The 14,816-nt window shown below is 46.9% G+C and carries 21 protein-coding genes; 3 read left to right on the forward strand and 18 right to left on the reverse strand.

Annotated features, from left to right (window positions below):
• Positions 1 to 3: 3 nt before the first annotated feature.
• From QRX25_RS17880 to spoIIR, 14 genes are all read right to left on the reverse strand, one after another.
• Positions 4 to 549: a F0F1 ATP synthase subunit delta gene (locus QRX25_RS17880; RefSeq protein WP_003151169.1), complete on the reverse strand. Its 546-nt coding sequence runs from the start codon at positions 547 to 549 to the stop codon at positions 4 to 6.
• Positions 546 to 1,058 carry a F0F1 ATP synthase subunit B gene (gene atpF, locus QRX25_RS17885; protein WP_013353909.1) on the reverse strand — a complete coding sequence of 171 codons (513 nt, stop codon included), beginning with the start codon at positions 1,056 to 1,058 and terminating at the stop codon, positions 546 to 548. Before atpF ends, QRX25_RS17880 begins: the two co-directional genes overlap by 4 nt.
• Before the next feature lie 142 nt (positions 1,059 to 1,200).
• Positions 1,201 to 1,413, reverse strand: coding sequence for a F0F1 ATP synthase subunit C (atpE, locus tag QRX25_RS17890; RefSeq protein WP_003151167.1), 213 nt, complete (start codon positions 1,411 to 1,413; stop codon positions 1,201 to 1,203).
• A gap of 45 nt (positions 1,414 to 1,458) precedes the next feature.
• Positions 1,459 to 2,193, reverse strand: coding sequence for a F0F1 ATP synthase subunit A (gene atpB, locus QRX25_RS17895; protein ID WP_003151158.1), 735 nt, complete (start codon positions 2,191 to 2,193; stop codon positions 1,459 to 1,461).
• A 7-nt stretch (positions 2,194 to 2,200) separates the two neighbouring features.
• The gene (locus QRX25_RS17900; RefSeq protein WP_065982933.1) at positions 2,201 to 2,584 is read right to left on the reverse strand and encodes an ATP synthase subunit I; all 384 of its coding nucleotides are present in this window, start codon (positions 2,582 to 2,584) and stop codon (positions 2,201 to 2,203) included.
• Positions 2,585 to 3,004: 420 nt separating this feature from the next.
• Positions 3,005 to 3,634 (reverse strand): uracil phosphoribosyltransferase, encoded by a 630-nt coding sequence (gene upp / locus QRX25_RS17905; RefSeq protein WP_003151154.1) that lies wholly within the window; start codon positions 3,632 to 3,634, stop codon positions 3,005 to 3,007.
• Positions 3,635 to 3,768: 134 nt separating this feature from the next.
• Positions 3,769 to 5,016 carry a serine hydroxymethyltransferase gene (glyA, locus tag QRX25_RS17910; RefSeq protein ID WP_013353912.1) on the reverse strand — a complete coding sequence of 416 codons (1,248 nt, stop codon included), beginning with the start codon at positions 5,014 to 5,016 and terminating at the stop codon, positions 3,769 to 3,771.
• 146 nt (positions 5,017 to 5,162) lie between these two features.
• Positions 5,163 to 5,705 carry a TIGR01440 family protein gene (locus QRX25_RS17915; protein WP_065982548.1) on the reverse strand — a complete coding sequence of 181 codons (543 nt, stop codon included), beginning with the start codon at positions 5,703 to 5,705 and terminating at the stop codon, positions 5,163 to 5,165.
• Positions 5,706 to 5,718: 13 nt separating this feature from the next.
• Positions 5,719 to 6,168 carry a ribose 5-phosphate isomerase B gene (gene rpiB / locus QRX25_RS17920; protein WP_013353914.1) on the reverse strand — a complete coding sequence of 150 codons (450 nt, stop codon included), beginning with the start codon at positions 6,166 to 6,168 and terminating at the stop codon, positions 5,719 to 5,721.
• Positions 6,169 to 6,301: 133 nt separating this feature from the next.
• Positions 6,302 to 6,757, reverse strand: a complete 456-nt coding sequence (locus QRX25_RS17925) for a low molecular weight protein arginine phosphatase (protein ID WP_065982549.1) — start codon at positions 6,755 to 6,757, stop codon at positions 6,302 to 6,304.
• 73 nt (positions 6,758 to 6,830) lie between these two features.
• A complete protein-coding gene (locus tag QRX25_RS17930; RefSeq protein ID WP_065982550.1) occupies positions 6,831 to 7,388 on the reverse strand; it encodes a manganese efflux pump MntP in 558 nt (185 codons plus the stop codon).
• A 69-nt stretch (positions 7,389 to 7,457) separates the two neighbouring features.
• Complete coding sequence (locus tag QRX25_RS17935) at positions 7,458 to 8,498, reverse strand: L-threonylcarbamoyladenylate synthase (protein WP_065982551.1); 1,041 nt, start codon at positions 8,496 to 8,498, stop codon at positions 7,458 to 7,460.
• A 156-nt stretch (positions 8,499 to 8,654) separates the two neighbouring features.
• Positions 8,655 to 9,098, reverse strand: coding sequence for a GNAT family N-acetyltransferase (locus QRX25_RS17940; protein WP_013353918.1), 444 nt, complete (start codon positions 9,096 to 9,098; stop codon positions 8,655 to 8,657).
• 71 nt (positions 9,099 to 9,169) lie between these two features.
• Complete coding sequence (spoIIR, locus tag QRX25_RS17945; RefSeq protein ID WP_065982552.1) at positions 9,170 to 9,850, reverse strand: stage II sporulation protein R; 681 nt, start codon at positions 9,848 to 9,850, stop codon at positions 9,170 to 9,172.
• A gap of 160 nt (positions 9,851 to 10,010) precedes the next feature.
• Between spoIIR and QRX25_RS17950 the strand changes: the two genes are divergently transcribed.
• The gene (locus QRX25_RS17950; RefSeq protein WP_065982553.1) at positions 10,011 to 10,385 is read left to right on the forward strand and encodes a UPF0715 family protein; all 375 of its coding nucleotides are present in this window, start codon (positions 10,011 to 10,013) and stop codon (positions 10,383 to 10,385) included.
• On the opposite strand, the gene QRX25_RS17955 is transcribed toward QRX25_RS17950, so the two are convergent.
• The 3 genes from QRX25_RS17955 to prfA all read right to left on the reverse strand — a co-directional run bounded on the left by QRX25_RS17955 (position 10,372) and on the right by prfA (position 12,650).
• The gene (locus tag QRX25_RS17955; protein WP_212099629.1) at positions 10,372 to 10,650 is read right to left on the reverse strand and encodes a DUF5316 family protein; all 279 of its coding nucleotides are present in this window, start codon (positions 10,648 to 10,650) and stop codon (positions 10,372 to 10,374) included. The two genes, QRX25_RS17950 and QRX25_RS17955, sit on opposite strands and share 14 nt — an antisense overlap.
• 67 nt (positions 10,651 to 10,717) lie before the next feature.
• Positions 10,718 to 11,578: a peptide chain release factor N(5)-glutamine methyltransferase gene (gene prmC / locus QRX25_RS17960; RefSeq protein ID WP_212099632.1), complete on the reverse strand. Its 861-nt coding sequence runs from the start codon at positions 11,576 to 11,578 to the stop codon at positions 10,718 to 10,720.
• Position 11,579: 1 nt separating this feature from the next.
• Positions 11,580 to 12,650 (reverse strand): peptide chain release factor 1, encoded by a 1,071-nt coding sequence (gene prfA / locus QRX25_RS17965; RefSeq protein WP_212101784.1) that lies wholly within the window; start codon positions 12,648 to 12,650, stop codon positions 11,580 to 11,582.
• A gap of 111 nt (positions 12,651 to 12,761) precedes the next feature.
• On the opposite strand from prfA, the gene gloA2 reads away from it, so the two are divergent.
• Both gloA2 and racA read left to right on the forward strand, forming a co-directional pair.
• A complete protein-coding gene (gene gloA2 / locus QRX25_RS17970) occupies positions 12,762 to 13,145 on the forward strand; it encodes an SMU1112c/YaeR family gloxylase I-like metalloprotein (protein WP_014471155.1) in 384 nt (127 codons plus the stop codon).
• A 111-nt stretch (positions 13,146 to 13,256) separates the two neighbouring features.
• Positions 13,257 to 13,820 carry a chromosome-anchoring protein RacA gene (gene racA / locus QRX25_RS17975; protein WP_115996664.1) on the forward strand — a complete coding sequence of 188 codons (564 nt, stop codon included), beginning with the start codon at positions 13,257 to 13,259 and terminating at the stop codon, positions 13,818 to 13,820.
• Positions 13,821 to 13,853: 33 nt separating this feature from the next.
• On the opposite strand, the gene QRX25_RS17980 is transcribed toward racA, so the two are convergent.
• Positions 13,854 to 14,810: an AEC family transporter gene (locus QRX25_RS17980; protein ID WP_013353926.1), complete on the reverse strand. Its 957-nt coding sequence runs from the start codon at positions 14,808 to 14,810 to the stop codon at positions 13,854 to 13,856.
• Positions 14,811 to 14,816: the final 6 nt, after the last annotated feature.

A 14,816-nucleotide genomic window follows, 5' to 3' on the forward strand; every position in this document is an offset into this window, starting at 1 on the left:
CTTCTATCGATTTCCTCCGGCAAGTTGACGTTCCATGCGCTCAAGCTTTCCGCTCACGCTTCCGTCATAAATCCGGTTTCCAATGCGGACTTTAATGCCGCCTATTAAATCCGTCTGCACTTCATTTCTGATTCTGAGCGAAGCGATTCCGGCTTTTTTTGCAAATACTTGAGATAATGATAACATTTCCGCCTCTGACAGCGGTTTTACTGAATAAACAACCGCATCCTCTGTCTGACGGGCCTGATTTGCAAGTTTAATAAACTCGTCTGTGAGATCAGGCACAATCGAAGACCGGCGGCGGTCAATCAGAAGAAAAATCGTATGCAGCACGGACTCAGACAGTGCGCCGAATGATTGCTGAATCAGCTCTTTTTTCTTAGCAGCCGATACCTTCGGATGGCTTAACACTTCCTGTAATCCGGCTTCGTTTCGGAAAACTTCTTTTAGTACGGTAAGCTCTTCTTCGATTTCATTGATTTGAGAAGTCTCAACGGCAATGTCGAAAAGCGCTGACGCGTATCGTTTAGAGACAGCAGATCCACTCATCGGCTTTCTCCTACCTCTTTAAGATAGTCCTGAATCAGTTTTTCTTGGGCTTGTTCATCAAGCTCTTTTTCAATCACTTTCGATGCGATTAAGACAGAAAGTGATGCGACTTGCTCGCGAAGTGCGGAAACCGCTTGTTCTTTTTCTTTGACAATTTCGGTTCTCGCCGCTTCTTTTAATCTTTCAGACTCGGCGCGCGCAGCCTGGATAATGTCTTCCTTCTGCTTTTCACCCAGCTTTTTCGCATTTTCAATGAGTGATTGTGATTCCTGTTTCGCTTCTTTTAAAAGAACGCGCTGCTCTTCAATCAACTTCTGCGCTTCTTTATTTCTTTCTTCAGCGGACGTAATTTCGCCGGCGATATGATCTTCACGCTGTTTCATTATATTTAATAGCGGTCCAAGAGCGAATTTCTTGAGAAGCGCTAATAAAACTAACATAGCTAACAATTGGAATAGGATATCTCCGCCGTTAAACGAAAGTCCTAATTCAAGAGGTAATTGAGACATCTACTACGGCAACTCCCTTCTGCAGGTTTTCTCTGCTGATAAAAAGCCGTTTCAAGCCGGCCTGCTTATCAGACATAAAGCAATGGCGAAGGTTCTCTTAGAGTGATCTTCGCCATTTTTAGTTCATATAAGGCTTTTTTGCTTAGCCAAAGAACGCTAAGAACGCGATAACGACAGCGATAATAGGAAGGGCCTCAACTAATGCGATACCCATGAACATAAGAGTTCTAAGTTCTTTTCCTGCTTCCGGCTGACGGGCAATTCCCTCTACCGTACGTGAAACAATCAAACCGTTACCAATACCTGCACCAAGTGCACCTAAACCGATTGCAATCGCAGCTGCTATTAAATTCATGAAAAAGTTCCTCCTTTAAAATGTTATCCGAATGGATATATGATTTTAATGATCATGACTGATTTTGTGTGACATGTACACCATCGTCAGCATCGTAAAGATAAATGCCTGGATGGTACCGATGAACAAGCTGAATGCCTGCCATGCAAGCATCGGAATAATGGCTCCGACTGTGCCGACCAAACCGAGAAAGAAACTGTTTGAGTAGAAATTCGTCGCCAGATTTGCAAGAAGGCCCAGAAGAATTTCCCCGGCGAAAATGTTACCGTAAAGACGAAGTCCGAGTGTCAGCGTATTCGCAAACTCCTCAATGATCTTCATCGGGAACATAAGCGGAACCGGTCTGAGATAATCCTTAGAATATTCCTTCAAGCCTTTCATCTTCACGCCGTAATAGTGCGTCAATGACACTACCATAACGGCCAGAGTCAGGGTAATAGCCGGATCAGCCGTCGGTGATTTCCACCAAAGCTCGTGTCCGACCGTTACAGAAAACGGCAGCCCCAGCATATTTGATACAAATATGTACATCAGCAAGGTTACACCAAGCGCCAAGAAGTTAGCCCCTGTCTTTAAATCCATTGTACTGCCTATAATATTGCGGACAAAATCAACAATCCATTCCATGAAGTTCTGGGCTTTTCCCGGACGGATGGACAGCGTTCTCGTAGTAAGAATCGCAATCAGCAGCACAATCACACTTGCCACAGTAATCATCAGAATGTTTGTCAGATTAAAAGTAAGACCAAACAAATCAATAGTTCTGTAATCGTGATTCAATGGGTTTTCACCTCTCTTCCATTGATGAACGTTTGAGCTGAATAATGGAATCTATCATAATGACGGGATAAATTGTCATTAATCCAATAATCACACTTGCCACACTGACTTTGTCGGGATATTTAAAGGCGATAGCCATCGCAAGTACCGCATTGCACCAACGCGCTGCGCTCCCGAGTGATCGTATGGACTTTCCTTTCGCTACGGCCTTGTCAAAAGCATTCATTCTTCTGGTCAAGAGCCATAGATTAAACAAACTGAAAACAGTTCCCAAAAAGAGGCCTAAAAAAACAGTTTTATACGCCGTAAGACCATATCCCAGCAAATAGATTGCTAAGATCATAAATACATATCTCCGTTGTCTGCTGAATGTAAGATTGGGATCGTCCATCAACTATCTGTCTCCTGATGAAAATGTAATATAATTCCTGGATACGGCAATACATGCGGTTAACCCTTGCAGAAGGCCTTTTTTGTCCCGCAAAAAAACGGCCTGTTCGAAAAAACCACTCATCCTCCTGGTGCGGGATGCTGTTTCATTCGCTTAGATAAATCCTCATGTAACGGGTTTTTTTGGGAGGATTTAAAATGAGGATGGATACTAGAAATGAAAGGAATGAAAACCTTCTCATAATACCCTCGTTTAGCATACAATAGCCCCTAACATGTGTCAATCTGTTTAAAGTTAAAAAACTTTTTATACCGAAAGCATACACAGAATGTTCACAAATTCACCTATAACTGTATGAACTCTCCCCATTCAGCAAAAATCTGGATAAAAAAAGAAAACCTCTGAATGAGGTTTTCTGATTTATTTTGTTCCGTACAGTCTGTCACCCGCGTCACCGAGACCCGGAACGATATAGCCTTTTTCATTCAGTTTTTCATCAAGGGCCGCGATATAAATATCAACGTCAGAATGATGTTTCTGCAGCTCTTCCACGCCTTCCGGAGCCGCTACAAGACACATAAAACGAATGTTTCTCGCGCCGCGCTTTTTCAGGCTGTTTATCGCTTCAACCGCAGAGCCTCCCGTTGCAAGCATCGGGTCCACGACAATAAATTCACGCTCTTCTACATCAGAAGGAAGCTTGACATAGTATTCCACCGGTTTTAAGGTTTCCGGATCACGGTATAATCCGACATGTCCCACTTTAGCCGCCGGGATTAATTTCAGCATGCCGTCCACCATTCCAAGACCCGCTCTCAGGATCGGCACAATACCGAGTTTCTTCCCTGAAATCACTTTGGATGTCGCTGTTTGAACAGGTGTTTTCACTTCCACTTCTTTAAGCGGAAGATCACGTGTAATTTCAAACGCCATCAGTGATGCAACTTCGTCTACAAGGTCTCTGAAATCCTTTGTGCCTGTATTTTCATTTCGAATATATGTCAGCTTATGCTGGATTAAAGGATGATCAAATACGTAAACCTTTCCCATACTGTGTTCAGCTCCTTTTTTGTTGTCCGAGTGACTTTTTCACACTTCTATTGATTCTACAGAAAAAGACAAACAGTTTCAAGAAAATCATAAAAAAACCCGCCGGATTAGGGTTCCGGCGGGTTTCTTCCTTATTAATAGTCCAGTTCTTTGTATAAAGGAAACTTCTCAGTCAAGGCAGACACACGCTGTCTCGCTTCTTCAAGTTTTGCTTCGTCTTCATGATTTTTCAGCGCGAGGCCGATGATGGCGCCGACTTCTTCAAGCGCGTCACCGTCAAATCCGCGGCTTGTCACAGCTGCCGTACCGAGACGGATTCCGCTTGTGACGAACGGTTTTTCCGGATCGTAAGGAATCGCGTTTTTATTAGATGTAATGCCGATTTCATCAAGAACATGTTCAGCGACTTTTCCGGTCAGACCGAGAGAACGGAGGTCAACAAGCACAAGGTGGTTATCCGTTCCGCCTGATACGAGCTGAATGCCCTCTTTGTTCAGAGATTCAGCAAGGCGCTTCGCGTTCGAGATGACATTTTGCGCATATGTTTTGAAATCATCTTCAAGCACTTCCCCGAAAGAAACGGCTTTTGCCGCGATGACATGCATAAGCGGTCCGCCTTGGATGCCAGGGAAAATAGATTTATCAATTTTTTTGCCGAACTCTTCACGGCAAAGGATCATTCCTCCGCGCGGTCCGCGAAGTGTTTTGTGAGTCGTTGTCGTTACAAAGTCAGCGTAAGGAACCGGATTCGGATGAAGGCCGGCCGCGACAAGACCCGCGATATGCGCCATGTCGACCATGAAGTAAGCGCCGACTTCATCAGCGATGTCACGGAATTTTTTAAAGTCGATCGTGCGGGGATACGCGCTCGCTCCGGCAACGATGAGTTTCGGCTTATGCGCCAGCGCTTTTTCACGCACATCTTCATAATCTATATATTGCGTGTCTTTATCGACACCGTATTCAACAAAGTTGTATTGAACGCCGCTGAAATTAACCGGGCTTCCGTGTGTTAAGTGGCCGCCGTGGGAGAGGTTCATGCCGAGCACCGTGTCGCCGTGCTCTAGAATCGTGAAGTAAACAGCCATGTTCGCCTGAGCGCCTGAGTGCGGCTGAACGTTTACATGCTCAGCTCCGAAAATCTCTTTCGCGCGGTCGCGGGCGATGTCCTCAACGACATCAACGTGCTCACAGCCGCCGTAGTAGCGTTTGCCGGGATAGCCTTCAGCGTATTTGTTTGTTAAAACAGAGCCTTGTGCTTCCATTACCGCTTCCGTCACGAAGTTTTCAGAAGCAATTAATTCGATCTTAGTCTGTTGACGCTTACGCTCATCTCTGATGGCGTTAAACACTTGTTTATCTTGTACAGGTAAATGTTTCATCAGCGAAATCCTCTCCTATCCGTTTCCTGTTCTTTATTTTTACCACCTTATTGTACATGGTTTTTCAGGTGAATGTAACAGCTTATTTAAAAAAATCACAATATTTAATTAGAAAACACGAACATTATATAGGAAAAGTATTTTCATCATTCGCATTCATAAACAGCGCGAATTCCGCCGATCAGCTTCGGCCTTGTCCGGGCCATCGTCACATGTGCTTCTCCGAGCTCACGGCTTGATACCCGGACAGGGACGGCGACGGGTTTTAAATGCATGCCGATGAACGTATCTCCGATGTCAATTCCGGCGTCGGCCTGAATCGATTCAGCGAGCACGGGAGATTGCATCTGCCGGTATGCATAAGAAGCCATCGCTCCGCCCGCTTTCGGGACGGGGACGGCGGAAACAATGGGAAGCCTGAACCGCTCGGCCGTTTCCGCTTCGATGACAAGCGCCCTGTTTAAATGCTCACAGCATTGAAAAGCAAGATGCACACCCGTTTTTTCCTTGAATCGGGCAAGTCCGCCGTAAATCAATTCAGCCCATTCCCCGCTTCCGGCGGTGCCGATCCGGCTTCCGGCGGCTTCACTCGTACTGCACCCGATTACCAGCAGACTGCCGTCCGTCAGTCCGGCCTGCTCTTGAAATTCAGTCAGCATGCCCGTCCATTTTTGCTTCATCTCTTCCATTGTCCAGCACCTCTTACAGATTTTTTTCTTCGTAATCTGCGATTTTGCCGATCCGCCGTTCGTGGCGGCCGCCCGTAAATTCAGTCGTCAGCCAGATTTTTGCGATTTCGCGCGCCAGACCCGGGCCGATAACGCGTTCTCCCATCGCAAGAACATTTGTATCATTGTGTTCTCGCGTCGCTTTTGCGCTGAAAGTGTCATGGGCAAGCGCACAGCGTATTCCTTTTACCTTGTTAGCGGAAATGCTCATGCCGATGCCTGTGCCGCAAATTAAAATTCCCCTGTCAACTTCGCCGCTCACCACTTTTTCCGCTACCGGAAAAGCGTAGTCTGAATAATCGACAGAGCCGCCGCCGCATTCACAGCCCATATCAATGTATTCAATCTGCAATTCATCTAAAAGACTTTTTATTTCTTCGCGGATATGGACGCCGCCGTGATCTGACGCAATAGCTACTTTCATTCAATTTACCTCCTAGGTGTGGCTGGGCGAAGACAGCCCAGTGTGCTTGTCCTTTTTTTACGAAATCCGTTGATTTCATTCTACTCTTTCACATTCGTTTTGCAAATGACCTGTTTGCAGATTTTCTGACAGGTTACTTGCTTTTGCCATCAAGTAATTGATCAGCCAAAAGGATCAGCAGCTCCTCCAGTTCGTCCCGCGTCTGTTTATAAACATCAAGCGAACCGCCGAACGGGTCAGAGATATCTCCCTTTGTCCCCGTTACGTATTCTTTAATGGTAAATACTTTGCCCTGACTGTTTTGATATCTGCTTTCGATCAGCTGTTTATGCTGTTCGGTCATCGCCAGCACAAGATCGGCCGTCTCGATATGTTCTTCCGATAAGGGAGATGATGTGTGATTGAGAGCGATCCGTTTTTCAAACAGCGCTTCCACGGCATGTGCCGACGCCTTTCCGTGCGGAGACGCGAATACTCCGGCAGAGCTTGCGCTGACGTCCAGCCCTTTCGTTACCGCAATGGATTTAAAAAGAGCCTCAGCCATGGGACTGCGGCACGTATTGCCTGTACAAACAAAGATTATTTTCATATCCGTCACCTCTTACTGCCTATTATAAATGAAGAAAAAAGAAACGGCATCTTCGTTTCTTTTTTTACGTATCTTATATCGGTAAAAGCAGTTTCAGCCCGAATCCGATCAAAATGGCTCCGCCGAGCGCTTCGCTGTAGGAGCCGAGCCAGGACTGCACCTTTCTTCCCGCCAAAAGACCCGCCCATGTTAAAACGGCGCTGAAGGCTCCGAACAGCGCAACGGCCAGAATCGGATTGGAACCGTTCATTCCGAGGCTGAGCCCGACAGAAAAGCTGTCAAGACTGACACCGACCGCGAATAATATCAGTCCCGAGCCTGCCGGAGATATGAGCGGCCCGTCTGATTGTTTAAACGCGGCGATGATCATTTGCACCCCTAAAATGAAAAGAAGAGACCCGCCGATGTAAACAGCGAGCATCCCCAGAAAACCGGACAGCAGATGCCCGGCCGCCATTCCCGCCAGCGGCATCATGACATGAAACAGTCCGATGACAACCCCTATATGAAAAATCTGTTTTTTCCTCATCTGAATCATTCCCATTCCGAGCCCGACGGAAAAAGCATCCGTCCCCAAAGCAAATGCCATGATGCTTAAGGAGACAAGCTCCCCGATGAATAGATTCGACATGAAATAAAAAACCCCCTTGGACGTGCCCGCTTGTTTAGCTTATGCATGTCCGATAAGGGGTAGAACAAGTTAATGGATAACGGTGCCGCCTGCGGCTTTCATCAGCCTGTTCATAACGGCGAGCCCCACTCCGGTATCCGGAAAGGATTCAGAAATAATCATATCCACTTCCGCTTCATCAAAGCTGCGGAGCGCATCGTATAAGGCGGACGCCACTGTTTCAAGGTCGGCGCGCCGGCCGCAGACCTTAATAAAATCAGCCTGGTAACTATCGGCGTTCTCTTCTGTTGTCAGGATGCCGATTCGTTTTCCCCGGCTTTTATATTCGTCCGCCAGCTCTTGAATTCTCCGGGCGCCGCCGTCAGCAATAGCCAGCGGTGCAGAAGGCGCGTAATGTGTATATTTCATACCGGGAGAAATAGGAACTTCATCTTCTTCGGTCAGTCCTTTATCCACAAGGACCGGACCGGCGGCGGATTCAATCTGCTCTTTTGTCACGCCGCCCGGGCGAAGCAGCACAGGCTGTTTCCCCGCACAGGAAAGAACGGTTGATTCTACTCCGATCCCCGTCGCGCCGCCGTCCACAATACCGGCAATGCGGCCGTTTAAATCATGAGCCACGTGCTCGGCCTTCGTCGGGCTCGGTTTGCCTGATAAATTCGCGCTCGGGGCTGCGATCGGCAGTCCGGCCGAGCTGATCAGGGCTAACGCCACCGGATGATCCGGCATTCTGACAGCTACCGTCTCAAGCCCCGCGGTGACACGGGGTGACAGCACCCCGGGCTTACACGGCAAGACAAGAGTCAGCGCCCCCGGCCAAAAAAGCTTCATGAGCTTTTTCGCCGTCTCGGGAATATGGCTGATAAAACGATCAAGCTGGCCGATGTCAGATATATGCACGATCAGCGGATTATCGCTCGGTCTTCCTTTCGCCTCATATATTTTCGTTACGGCTTCCGTATTTTCAGCATTAGCGCCAAGTCCGTAAACGGTTTCTGTCGGAAAAGCCACAACTTCATTCTGACGAAGCAATTCCGCTGCTTGTGTAATCTGGGGGTCAGTTGTGGATAATTCTGCGGAAGAATCCACAAACCATCTTCTTGTTTTCATGTATAACCAAACTCCTTATTTTAAAGCGGTAAAACTTTATTTTCTCTCGTGTATTCCTTTTGAAAGTATAAAAGATGTCCTTAAATAAAACAAGTGTTATCCACAAACTGTGGACAACACTTTTCAATAAGTGGATAACTTTGTGTATAAGTAAGGTTAGGCGGTGGTTTTCACCATTAAAAACGAACCCTCTGTGCATAACGAATTGCGGAAATGCTCGGACGTATACAGTTCATCAGGCACATCGGCGCACGTTTCAAATCCCATCACAGTCAGAAATTCAGCAGATGATGGCTGATTGGCGACTAAGTAGACATCTTGAATTTCATGTTTTTTACACAGCACATCCATACTTTGAAACAGCGTAACGATATGGCTTTGGTTCAGCCTGTCCGACATGACGAGTGAACGAAGAAGCCCTTTTCCGCCGCTGAATTTTTCGATGCCGAGACAGGCGGCAATCTTTTTTTCACTGTCCTCCAGCATGATAAACCGGCTGATCTGCTGATCGATTTCAGCATGTGCCGTATCAGCCTTTTTCAAAAAGGCCTCCAACGCTTCCGTATCTTGATCTCTTGCCACTCTCAGCTGATAAAACATATATTTCCCTCCGTTTCGACCAACTCTTTCTTCCAATCTATGAATCGAATCCGGATTTATGCCTTTTTGCTTCAGGAAAATAGATCTGAAATCCAATCGACGAGGAAAAACTTCACTTCGGTTTTATCGTCATCCTTATTTTCTTTCTTCGCTTTATCAGCCTTTGCTTTTACGTCATCCATTACTTTTTCTGTCTGTTTCTTCGTTTCTTCGTGCTTCTGTCCGCCGTCTTCCTGGTCTTTCACCGCTTCACCGTTTGAGAAATCAAGGAAGCACAGCGGCGGAAACAAGACACACCACCAGTTGGCGCCTTCACCATTGCCGAGAGTAATTAAAATCGCTTCATATTTTCCGGCCGGATAGACCATATTGCCGTAAAGCTTTGTCGGAAACGAGATTTTATTGAATTTAACGGATACGGATTGATGCGCACCCTTTTCTTTCATCGTTTTTTTGGCGATTTCTTTAATTTCAGGGAGCTTCGAACGAATGAGGCGGCGCGCTTCTTCAATGGAAGTGATATCTTTCACCCAGCCCGTGATTTCCTTGTTTACAGCATCTCTGATCTGGCGCTTGAGCTTTTGATCCTCATCGTTATCACTGTTGGCCAAAATCCTAAGCCGGATCGCTTCATCCGGTATGACAACGGGCTCATTGGCTGATGCCCGCGCCGTTTCTTCTTTTGTCAAACCTGCAAGCGCTCCTGATAATAAAAGAAAAATATATATGCAAATCATCATTGTCTGTTTCATCGGTCCCCACCGTTCCTCTCCGTGCTTTTTTGTCTAGTCTCATTATGGACATGACGGAAAAGGTTTAAACCGGCAGGAAGAAAAAAATCTAGCAAGCTGATAATCTGCATTGACAGACTCAGAATATGGTACGATATTATTTTGATAGGAGGGTTTTCAGATGAAATATAATTACACCGTGCTGCTGTCGGCGGCATGTATGTCTGTCATTTATTCAATTTTGTATGTTCATCAATTCATTATTGCGGCTTTCATTTCGATGGCGTTTTATTTTTTGTTTCCTTATTTAATTTTCGCGCTCCCGCTTCAATACTTTCTGAATAAAAAGCCGAAGAGATTTCACCCGGTGTATTTTCTTTATTATTTAGGGGCGTCATTCGTCGCAAACGGGCTCATCTTCGGCCTTTTGCAGCCGTCAGGCCAATCTCTGTTTTCTAATTCAGCCTTTTATATCTTTGCGGTTTTAACAGCCATCGTCTATTGGGTGTGGGATTCCGTATTGCTGCAAAGACCAACCCCGGCTACAGAAGCGTAATCAGCAGACAGACGGCTGAAGGCAGAGCGCCGCAAAAGAAAACGGCGGCCATCTTCAAACGGGCGTGCCGTCCTTCTTTTGTTTCAGAATGATAGTTGGCCCGCTGCTCCGCTCCGCTTACGGCCAGCCCGGAAACAATGATCGCCGTGATGATAAGAACGGCCGTAACGGCACCGAATATGACATCAAAGTCAAACGGCAGAACAAATCCTGCCGCACAAGCTGCGGCGGCCAGTATACATCCGAAGGCAAACGCTTTTTTCAAGGCGGATCCCCCTTCATTTTCTTTCCATTGTACAAAAGCCCGCCGTGTGCGTACCGGCAGGCTTTTTTCATGATTTGATGACCGCCGAAACGGTTCTGTCTTTTCCGTTGATGTCCTTTACGACTTCCACTTCCGCATTCGGAAAGGAATGACGGAACAGGTCTCCCACGGCTTTTCCCTGATTATATCCGATTTCAAATACGACAAGCGCTTTGTCCTTCATGACAAGAGGCAGATCCTCCATAAACCGCTTGTAGAATTTCAAACCGTCACCGCCGTCCGTAAGGGCATGAAGCGGCTCATGGAAACGGACGATATCCGATAAATCCGCCATCTCTTCTTCAGAAATATACGGCGGATTGGAAACAATAATGTCCGCTTTTTTTCCTGACGAAATAAAAGGAGTTAACAGGTCTCCCTGTAAAAAGCACACGTCCGCTCCGAGGTTTTGCGCATTTCTTTGCGCCACCTGAAGCGCTTCTTTTGAAATATCCGAAGCCGCTACTGAAAAATGACCGCATTCAAGCGCAAGTGTCACCGCAATGGCTCCGCTCCCCGTACCGATATCAATGACGTTCAGGCGTTCTCCCTCGGAAAACACCCGCTTCTGTTTGTCCAGCAGATGAAAGACGACCTCTTCCGTTTCCGGACGCGGAATGAGAACATCGTCATTCACAAAAAATTCCCTGCCGTAAAACTGTTCTTTCCCGATAATATATTGAATCGGAACGCCTTCTTTATGCATTTCCACATGCCGTCTGAATCGGTAAAGCTCGTCCTCGCCGACGGGCTCCTGCAGATTTGCGAGAAGCTTGCTCCGATCCATTCCGGTATCATTTAACAGCAGCAGCTCGGCCGCGTTTTTTTCTCTTCCCGCTTCAGTTAAATAAGAAGAAGCCCAGCTTAGGGCTTCAAAAATGGTCTTCATCTTAATTTTCCGCCTGCTGGAGCTTGCTTGACTGGTCTTCTACGATTAGCGCTTCAACCACTTCATCAAGCTTGCCTTCCAGGATTTGATCCAGCTTTTGAATCGTCAGGCCGATGCGGTGATCCGTCACACGGTTTTGCGGGAAATTGTATGTGCGGATACGTTCGGAACGGTCGCCTGAGCCGACGGCTGATTTACGGTTTTGATCGTATTCAGCCTGAGCTTCCTGCTGGAATTTGTCATAGACTCTGGCGCGGAGCACCTTCATCGCTTTTTCTTTGTTTTTAATCTGAGACTTTTCGTCCTGGCAGGATACGACGACACCTGTCGGTAAATGCGTTAAACGTACGGCTGACATTGTCGTGTTTACGCTTTGTCCGCCCGGTCCGCTTGATGCGAATGTATCAACGCGGATATCTTTTTCGTGGATGTCCACTTCTACTTCTTCCGCTTCAGGAAGACACGCCACCGTCGCCGTAGACGTATGAATACGGCCGCCTGATTCCGTTTCCGGTACACGCTGCACGCGGTGCGCCCCATTTTCATATTTCAGCTTAGAGTACGCGCCTTTTCCCGTAATCATAAAGATGATTTCCTTGTAACCGCCCGTTCCGGTCACGCTTGCTTCCATGACTTCAGTCTTCCAGCCTTGGACTTCGGCATAACGGGAGTACATTCTGTAGAGATTTCCCGCAAACAGCGCGGCTTCTTCTCCGCCCGCTGCGCCGCGGATCTCCATGATGACATTTTTGTCATCGTTCGGGTCTTTCGGGATGAGAAGCACTTTCAAACGCTCTGATAAGGTTTCAGTCTCTCCCTGAAGTTCGGAGATTTCTTCCTTCACCATTTCTCTCATATCGGCATCAAGCTTATCCTCAAGCATCGCTTTCGCATCGGCAAGCTGTTCTGATGCGTCTCTGTATTGTCTATAGACTTCAACGGTTTCTTGTATATCAGATTGCTCTTTCGAATATTCTCTAAGCTTTTTCGGATCGTTGACCACTTCCGGATCACTTAAAAGCTCATTTAATTTTTCGTATCGTTGTTCAATTGACTGTAAACGGTCTAACACGGTCTTCACCTCTGTTTTCCTGTGCGTAACATTCTCATTATAGTATAGGGCTTATCGCCAGTCAAAAGCAATTCGCCTCTGTTATACTGAAGCAAAAAAGGAGGAGCGGATATGCTGAAATCCATCCACCATATAGCAATCATATGCTCTGATTATGAAAAGTCGAAAGCTTTTTACACCGAGATACTCGGTTTCGGCATTATGAAAGAAACATACCGAAAGGAGCGCGGGTCTTATAAACTCGATCTGGCGCTGGACGGCGCGTATGTGATTGAATTGTTTTCCTTCCCCGATCCGCCCGAACGGCCGACCCGCCCTGAAGCCGCAGGTCTCCGGCATCTTGCCTTCACTGTAAACGATCTTGAAGCAGCCGTCCGGGAGTTAAAGGAAAAAGGCATCGAAACAGAACCGATCAGAACCGATCCGCTGACGGGAAAACGCTTTACCTTTTTCTTCGATCCCGACAAGCTTCCGCTTGAATTGTATGAAGCGTAACGTTTTTTGAAGAAATGCCGCTTTCTTTGGCGAATTCCTTCTTGTTTTGTCTAATGTGAAGGGAACGCCGCCTCATGGTCGAATACCTAGCAAAAAAGGAGGTATGTGATCATGAATACAAACATGGCCGCGAAAGAACTCGGCGTCTCCGCAAAAACGGTGCAAAGGTGGGTCAAGCAGCTGAATCTTCCGGCTGAACGGAACGAGCTCGGACATTATTCTTTTACGCCTGAGGACCTTGATGTGCTGAAATCGGTCAAGCAGCAAATTTCTGAAGGCACTGCTCTTCTGGACGTCCAAGTGCCCCGGCAGCCGAAAAAACGGACGGGCTTTATTTTGCAGCGTCCGAAAATCAACGGCGGCGCCGAACAAAGGTTGGCTGAGCTGGAGCGCAAACTGGATGTTCTCACGAAAGAGAAACAGGACGGGAACCATCTGCTTTCCAGAATAGAAGAGCTGGAACGCCAGCTGAAACAAAAAGCGGATGAAGGGGTTTCATATCAGCTTCTTCAGCACAGGCGGGAAATTGACGACCTCAATGCCGAATTGCAAACATTGGCCTCCCGCATCCAGGAACTTGCCCAGTCAGCTCCCCTCTCAGAAACAGCCGCTTCTTCAGAACATAAGAAATCCAGAAAAAAAACCAGATTTTCACCTTTTAAATTTCAATTCTAATCAAAAAAGCTCCCTGAAACAGGGAGCTTTTTATTATGCGGTCAGCGCAATGATGATCGGCAGTGAGATCAGAGATAAAATCGCACTGATTACGAACGCTGACGCAGTTTCTTCCTCTTGTTTTTCGAAGCGTGTGGCAATCATCGCCGCTACCGCAGATCCAGGGAATGCAACAAGCAATACCGCTTTTGTGATCTGGTCAGCCGGAAGTCCAACTGCAAGAGCGATCAGGTACATCAATGCAGGCTGAACGGCAACTTTTAACAAAGCGATACCGAAAGCCGGCAGACTGAGCTTAATGTTGCGGATACCGACAGTTACACCGACGGCGAAGAGCGCAACACCTGATGTTGTGCTGCCGAGCTGCTCAAGCATTTTGTCGCCCAGCTCAGGAAGACTTACACCGAAAAGCACAAGAATGATACTGATAAGCGGTGCAGCCGCAAGCGGTTCGGAAAGACCGTGAAGAATAGACTTACCAGTCATTTTCCAGAAGCTTTCGTTTTCATTGTCTTGTTTCTTAGATGACTCACCGACAGTAGCGATAATGATCGCAAGCGGATCAAGCATGGCGTTAACTACGATACCCGTAACGGCAATAGGAATCGCTACTTCGTTTGCGCCGAACAAGCTTCCGAGTACAGGAATACCCATAAACGCAAATGTCGGCTGTGCTGAGTTTAAAGAAAATACAGATGAATTCGTTAAATCATACTTAAAGATAAATTTGCATACCAGCAAAATGACGATATAGAATCCGACGATCCCGATGATTAAAGCGATCATCAAAGGAATCTGTGTTAAAAACGCACTTCTTGAAGTGGTTAAAATGCTGGCGATAAAATGCGCCGGCAGCGCGTACTTCGTAACTAAGGTGCTTACCCCTTTTGCTGACTTCGCGTCATAACTTCCGAAGCGACCTGCGAACCAACCCAGCACGATCACGAAAAAGATCGGTGCCAGGAGGATTAAAATATCTAAGAAGCTCAAAATGTT

It is taken from the genome of Bacillus sp. L381, assembly GCF_030284525.1.
Taxonomy (GTDB): Bacteria; Bacillota; Bacilli; order Bacillales; family Bacillaceae; genus Bacillus; species Bacillus amyloliquefaciens.

Coding starts and splice junctions, on each gene's coding strand:
- upp (WP_003151154.1), bottom strand. CDS start 3,634: ATGGGAAAGGTTTACGTATTTGATCATCCTTTAATCCAGCATAAGCTG.
- QRX25_RS17950 (WP_065982553.1), top strand. CDS start 10,011: ATGAAATATAATTACACCGTGCTGCTGTCGGCGGCATGTATGTCTGTC.
- QRX25_RS17930 (WP_065982550.1), bottom strand. CDS start 7,388: ATGTCGAATCTATTCATCGGGGAGCTTGTCTCCTTAAGCATCATGGCA.
- spoIIR (WP_065982552.1), bottom strand. CDS start 9,850: ATGAAACAGACAATGATGATTTGCATATATATTTTTCTTTTATTATCA.
- rpiB (WP_013353914.1), bottom strand. CDS start 6,168: ATGAAAGTAGCTATTGCGTCAGATCACGGCGGCGTCCATATCCGCGAA.
- QRX25_RS17915 (WP_065982548.1), bottom strand. CDS start 5,705: ATGGAAGAGATGAAGCAAAAATGGACGGGCATGCTGACTGAATTTCAA.
- gloA2 (WP_014471155.1), top strand. CDS start 12,762: ATGCTGAAATCCATCCACCATATAGCAATCATATGCTCTGATTATGAA.
- prmC (WP_212099632.1), bottom strand. CDS start 11,578: ATGAAGACCATTTTTGAAGCCCTAAGCTGGGCTTCTTCTTATTTAACT.
- atpE (WP_003151167.1), bottom strand. CDS start 1,413: ATGAATTTAATAGCAGCTGCGATTGCAATCGGTTTAGGTGCACTTGGT.
- QRX25_RS17935 (WP_065982551.1), bottom strand. CDS start 8,498: ATGAAAACAAGAAGATGGTTTGTGGATTCTTCCGCAGAATTATCCACA.
- QRX25_RS17940 (WP_013353918.1), bottom strand. CDS start 9,098: ATGTTTTATCAGCTGAGAGTGGCAAGAGATCAAGATACGGAAGCGTTG.
- atpF (WP_013353909.1), bottom strand. CDS start 1,058: ATGTCTCAATTACCTCTTGAATTAGGACTTTCGTTTAACGGCGGAGAT.
- QRX25_RS17880 (WP_003151169.1), bottom strand. CDS start 549: ATGAGTGGATCTGCTGTCTCTAAACGATACGCGTCAGCGCTTTTCGAC.
- QRX25_RS17925 (WP_065982549.1), bottom strand. CDS start 6,757: ATGAAAATAATCTTTGTTTGTACAGGCAATACGTGCCGCAGTCCCATG.
- racA (WP_115996664.1), top strand. CDS start 13,257: ATGAATACAAACATGGCCGCGAAAGAACTCGGCGTCTCCGCAAAAACG.
- QRX25_RS17900 (WP_065982933.1), bottom strand. CDS start 2,584: ATGGACGATCCCAATCTTACATTCAGCAGACAACGGAGATATGTATTT.
- glyA (WP_013353912.1), bottom strand. CDS start 5,016: ATGAAACATTTACCTGTACAAGATAAACAAGTGTTTAACGCCATCAGA.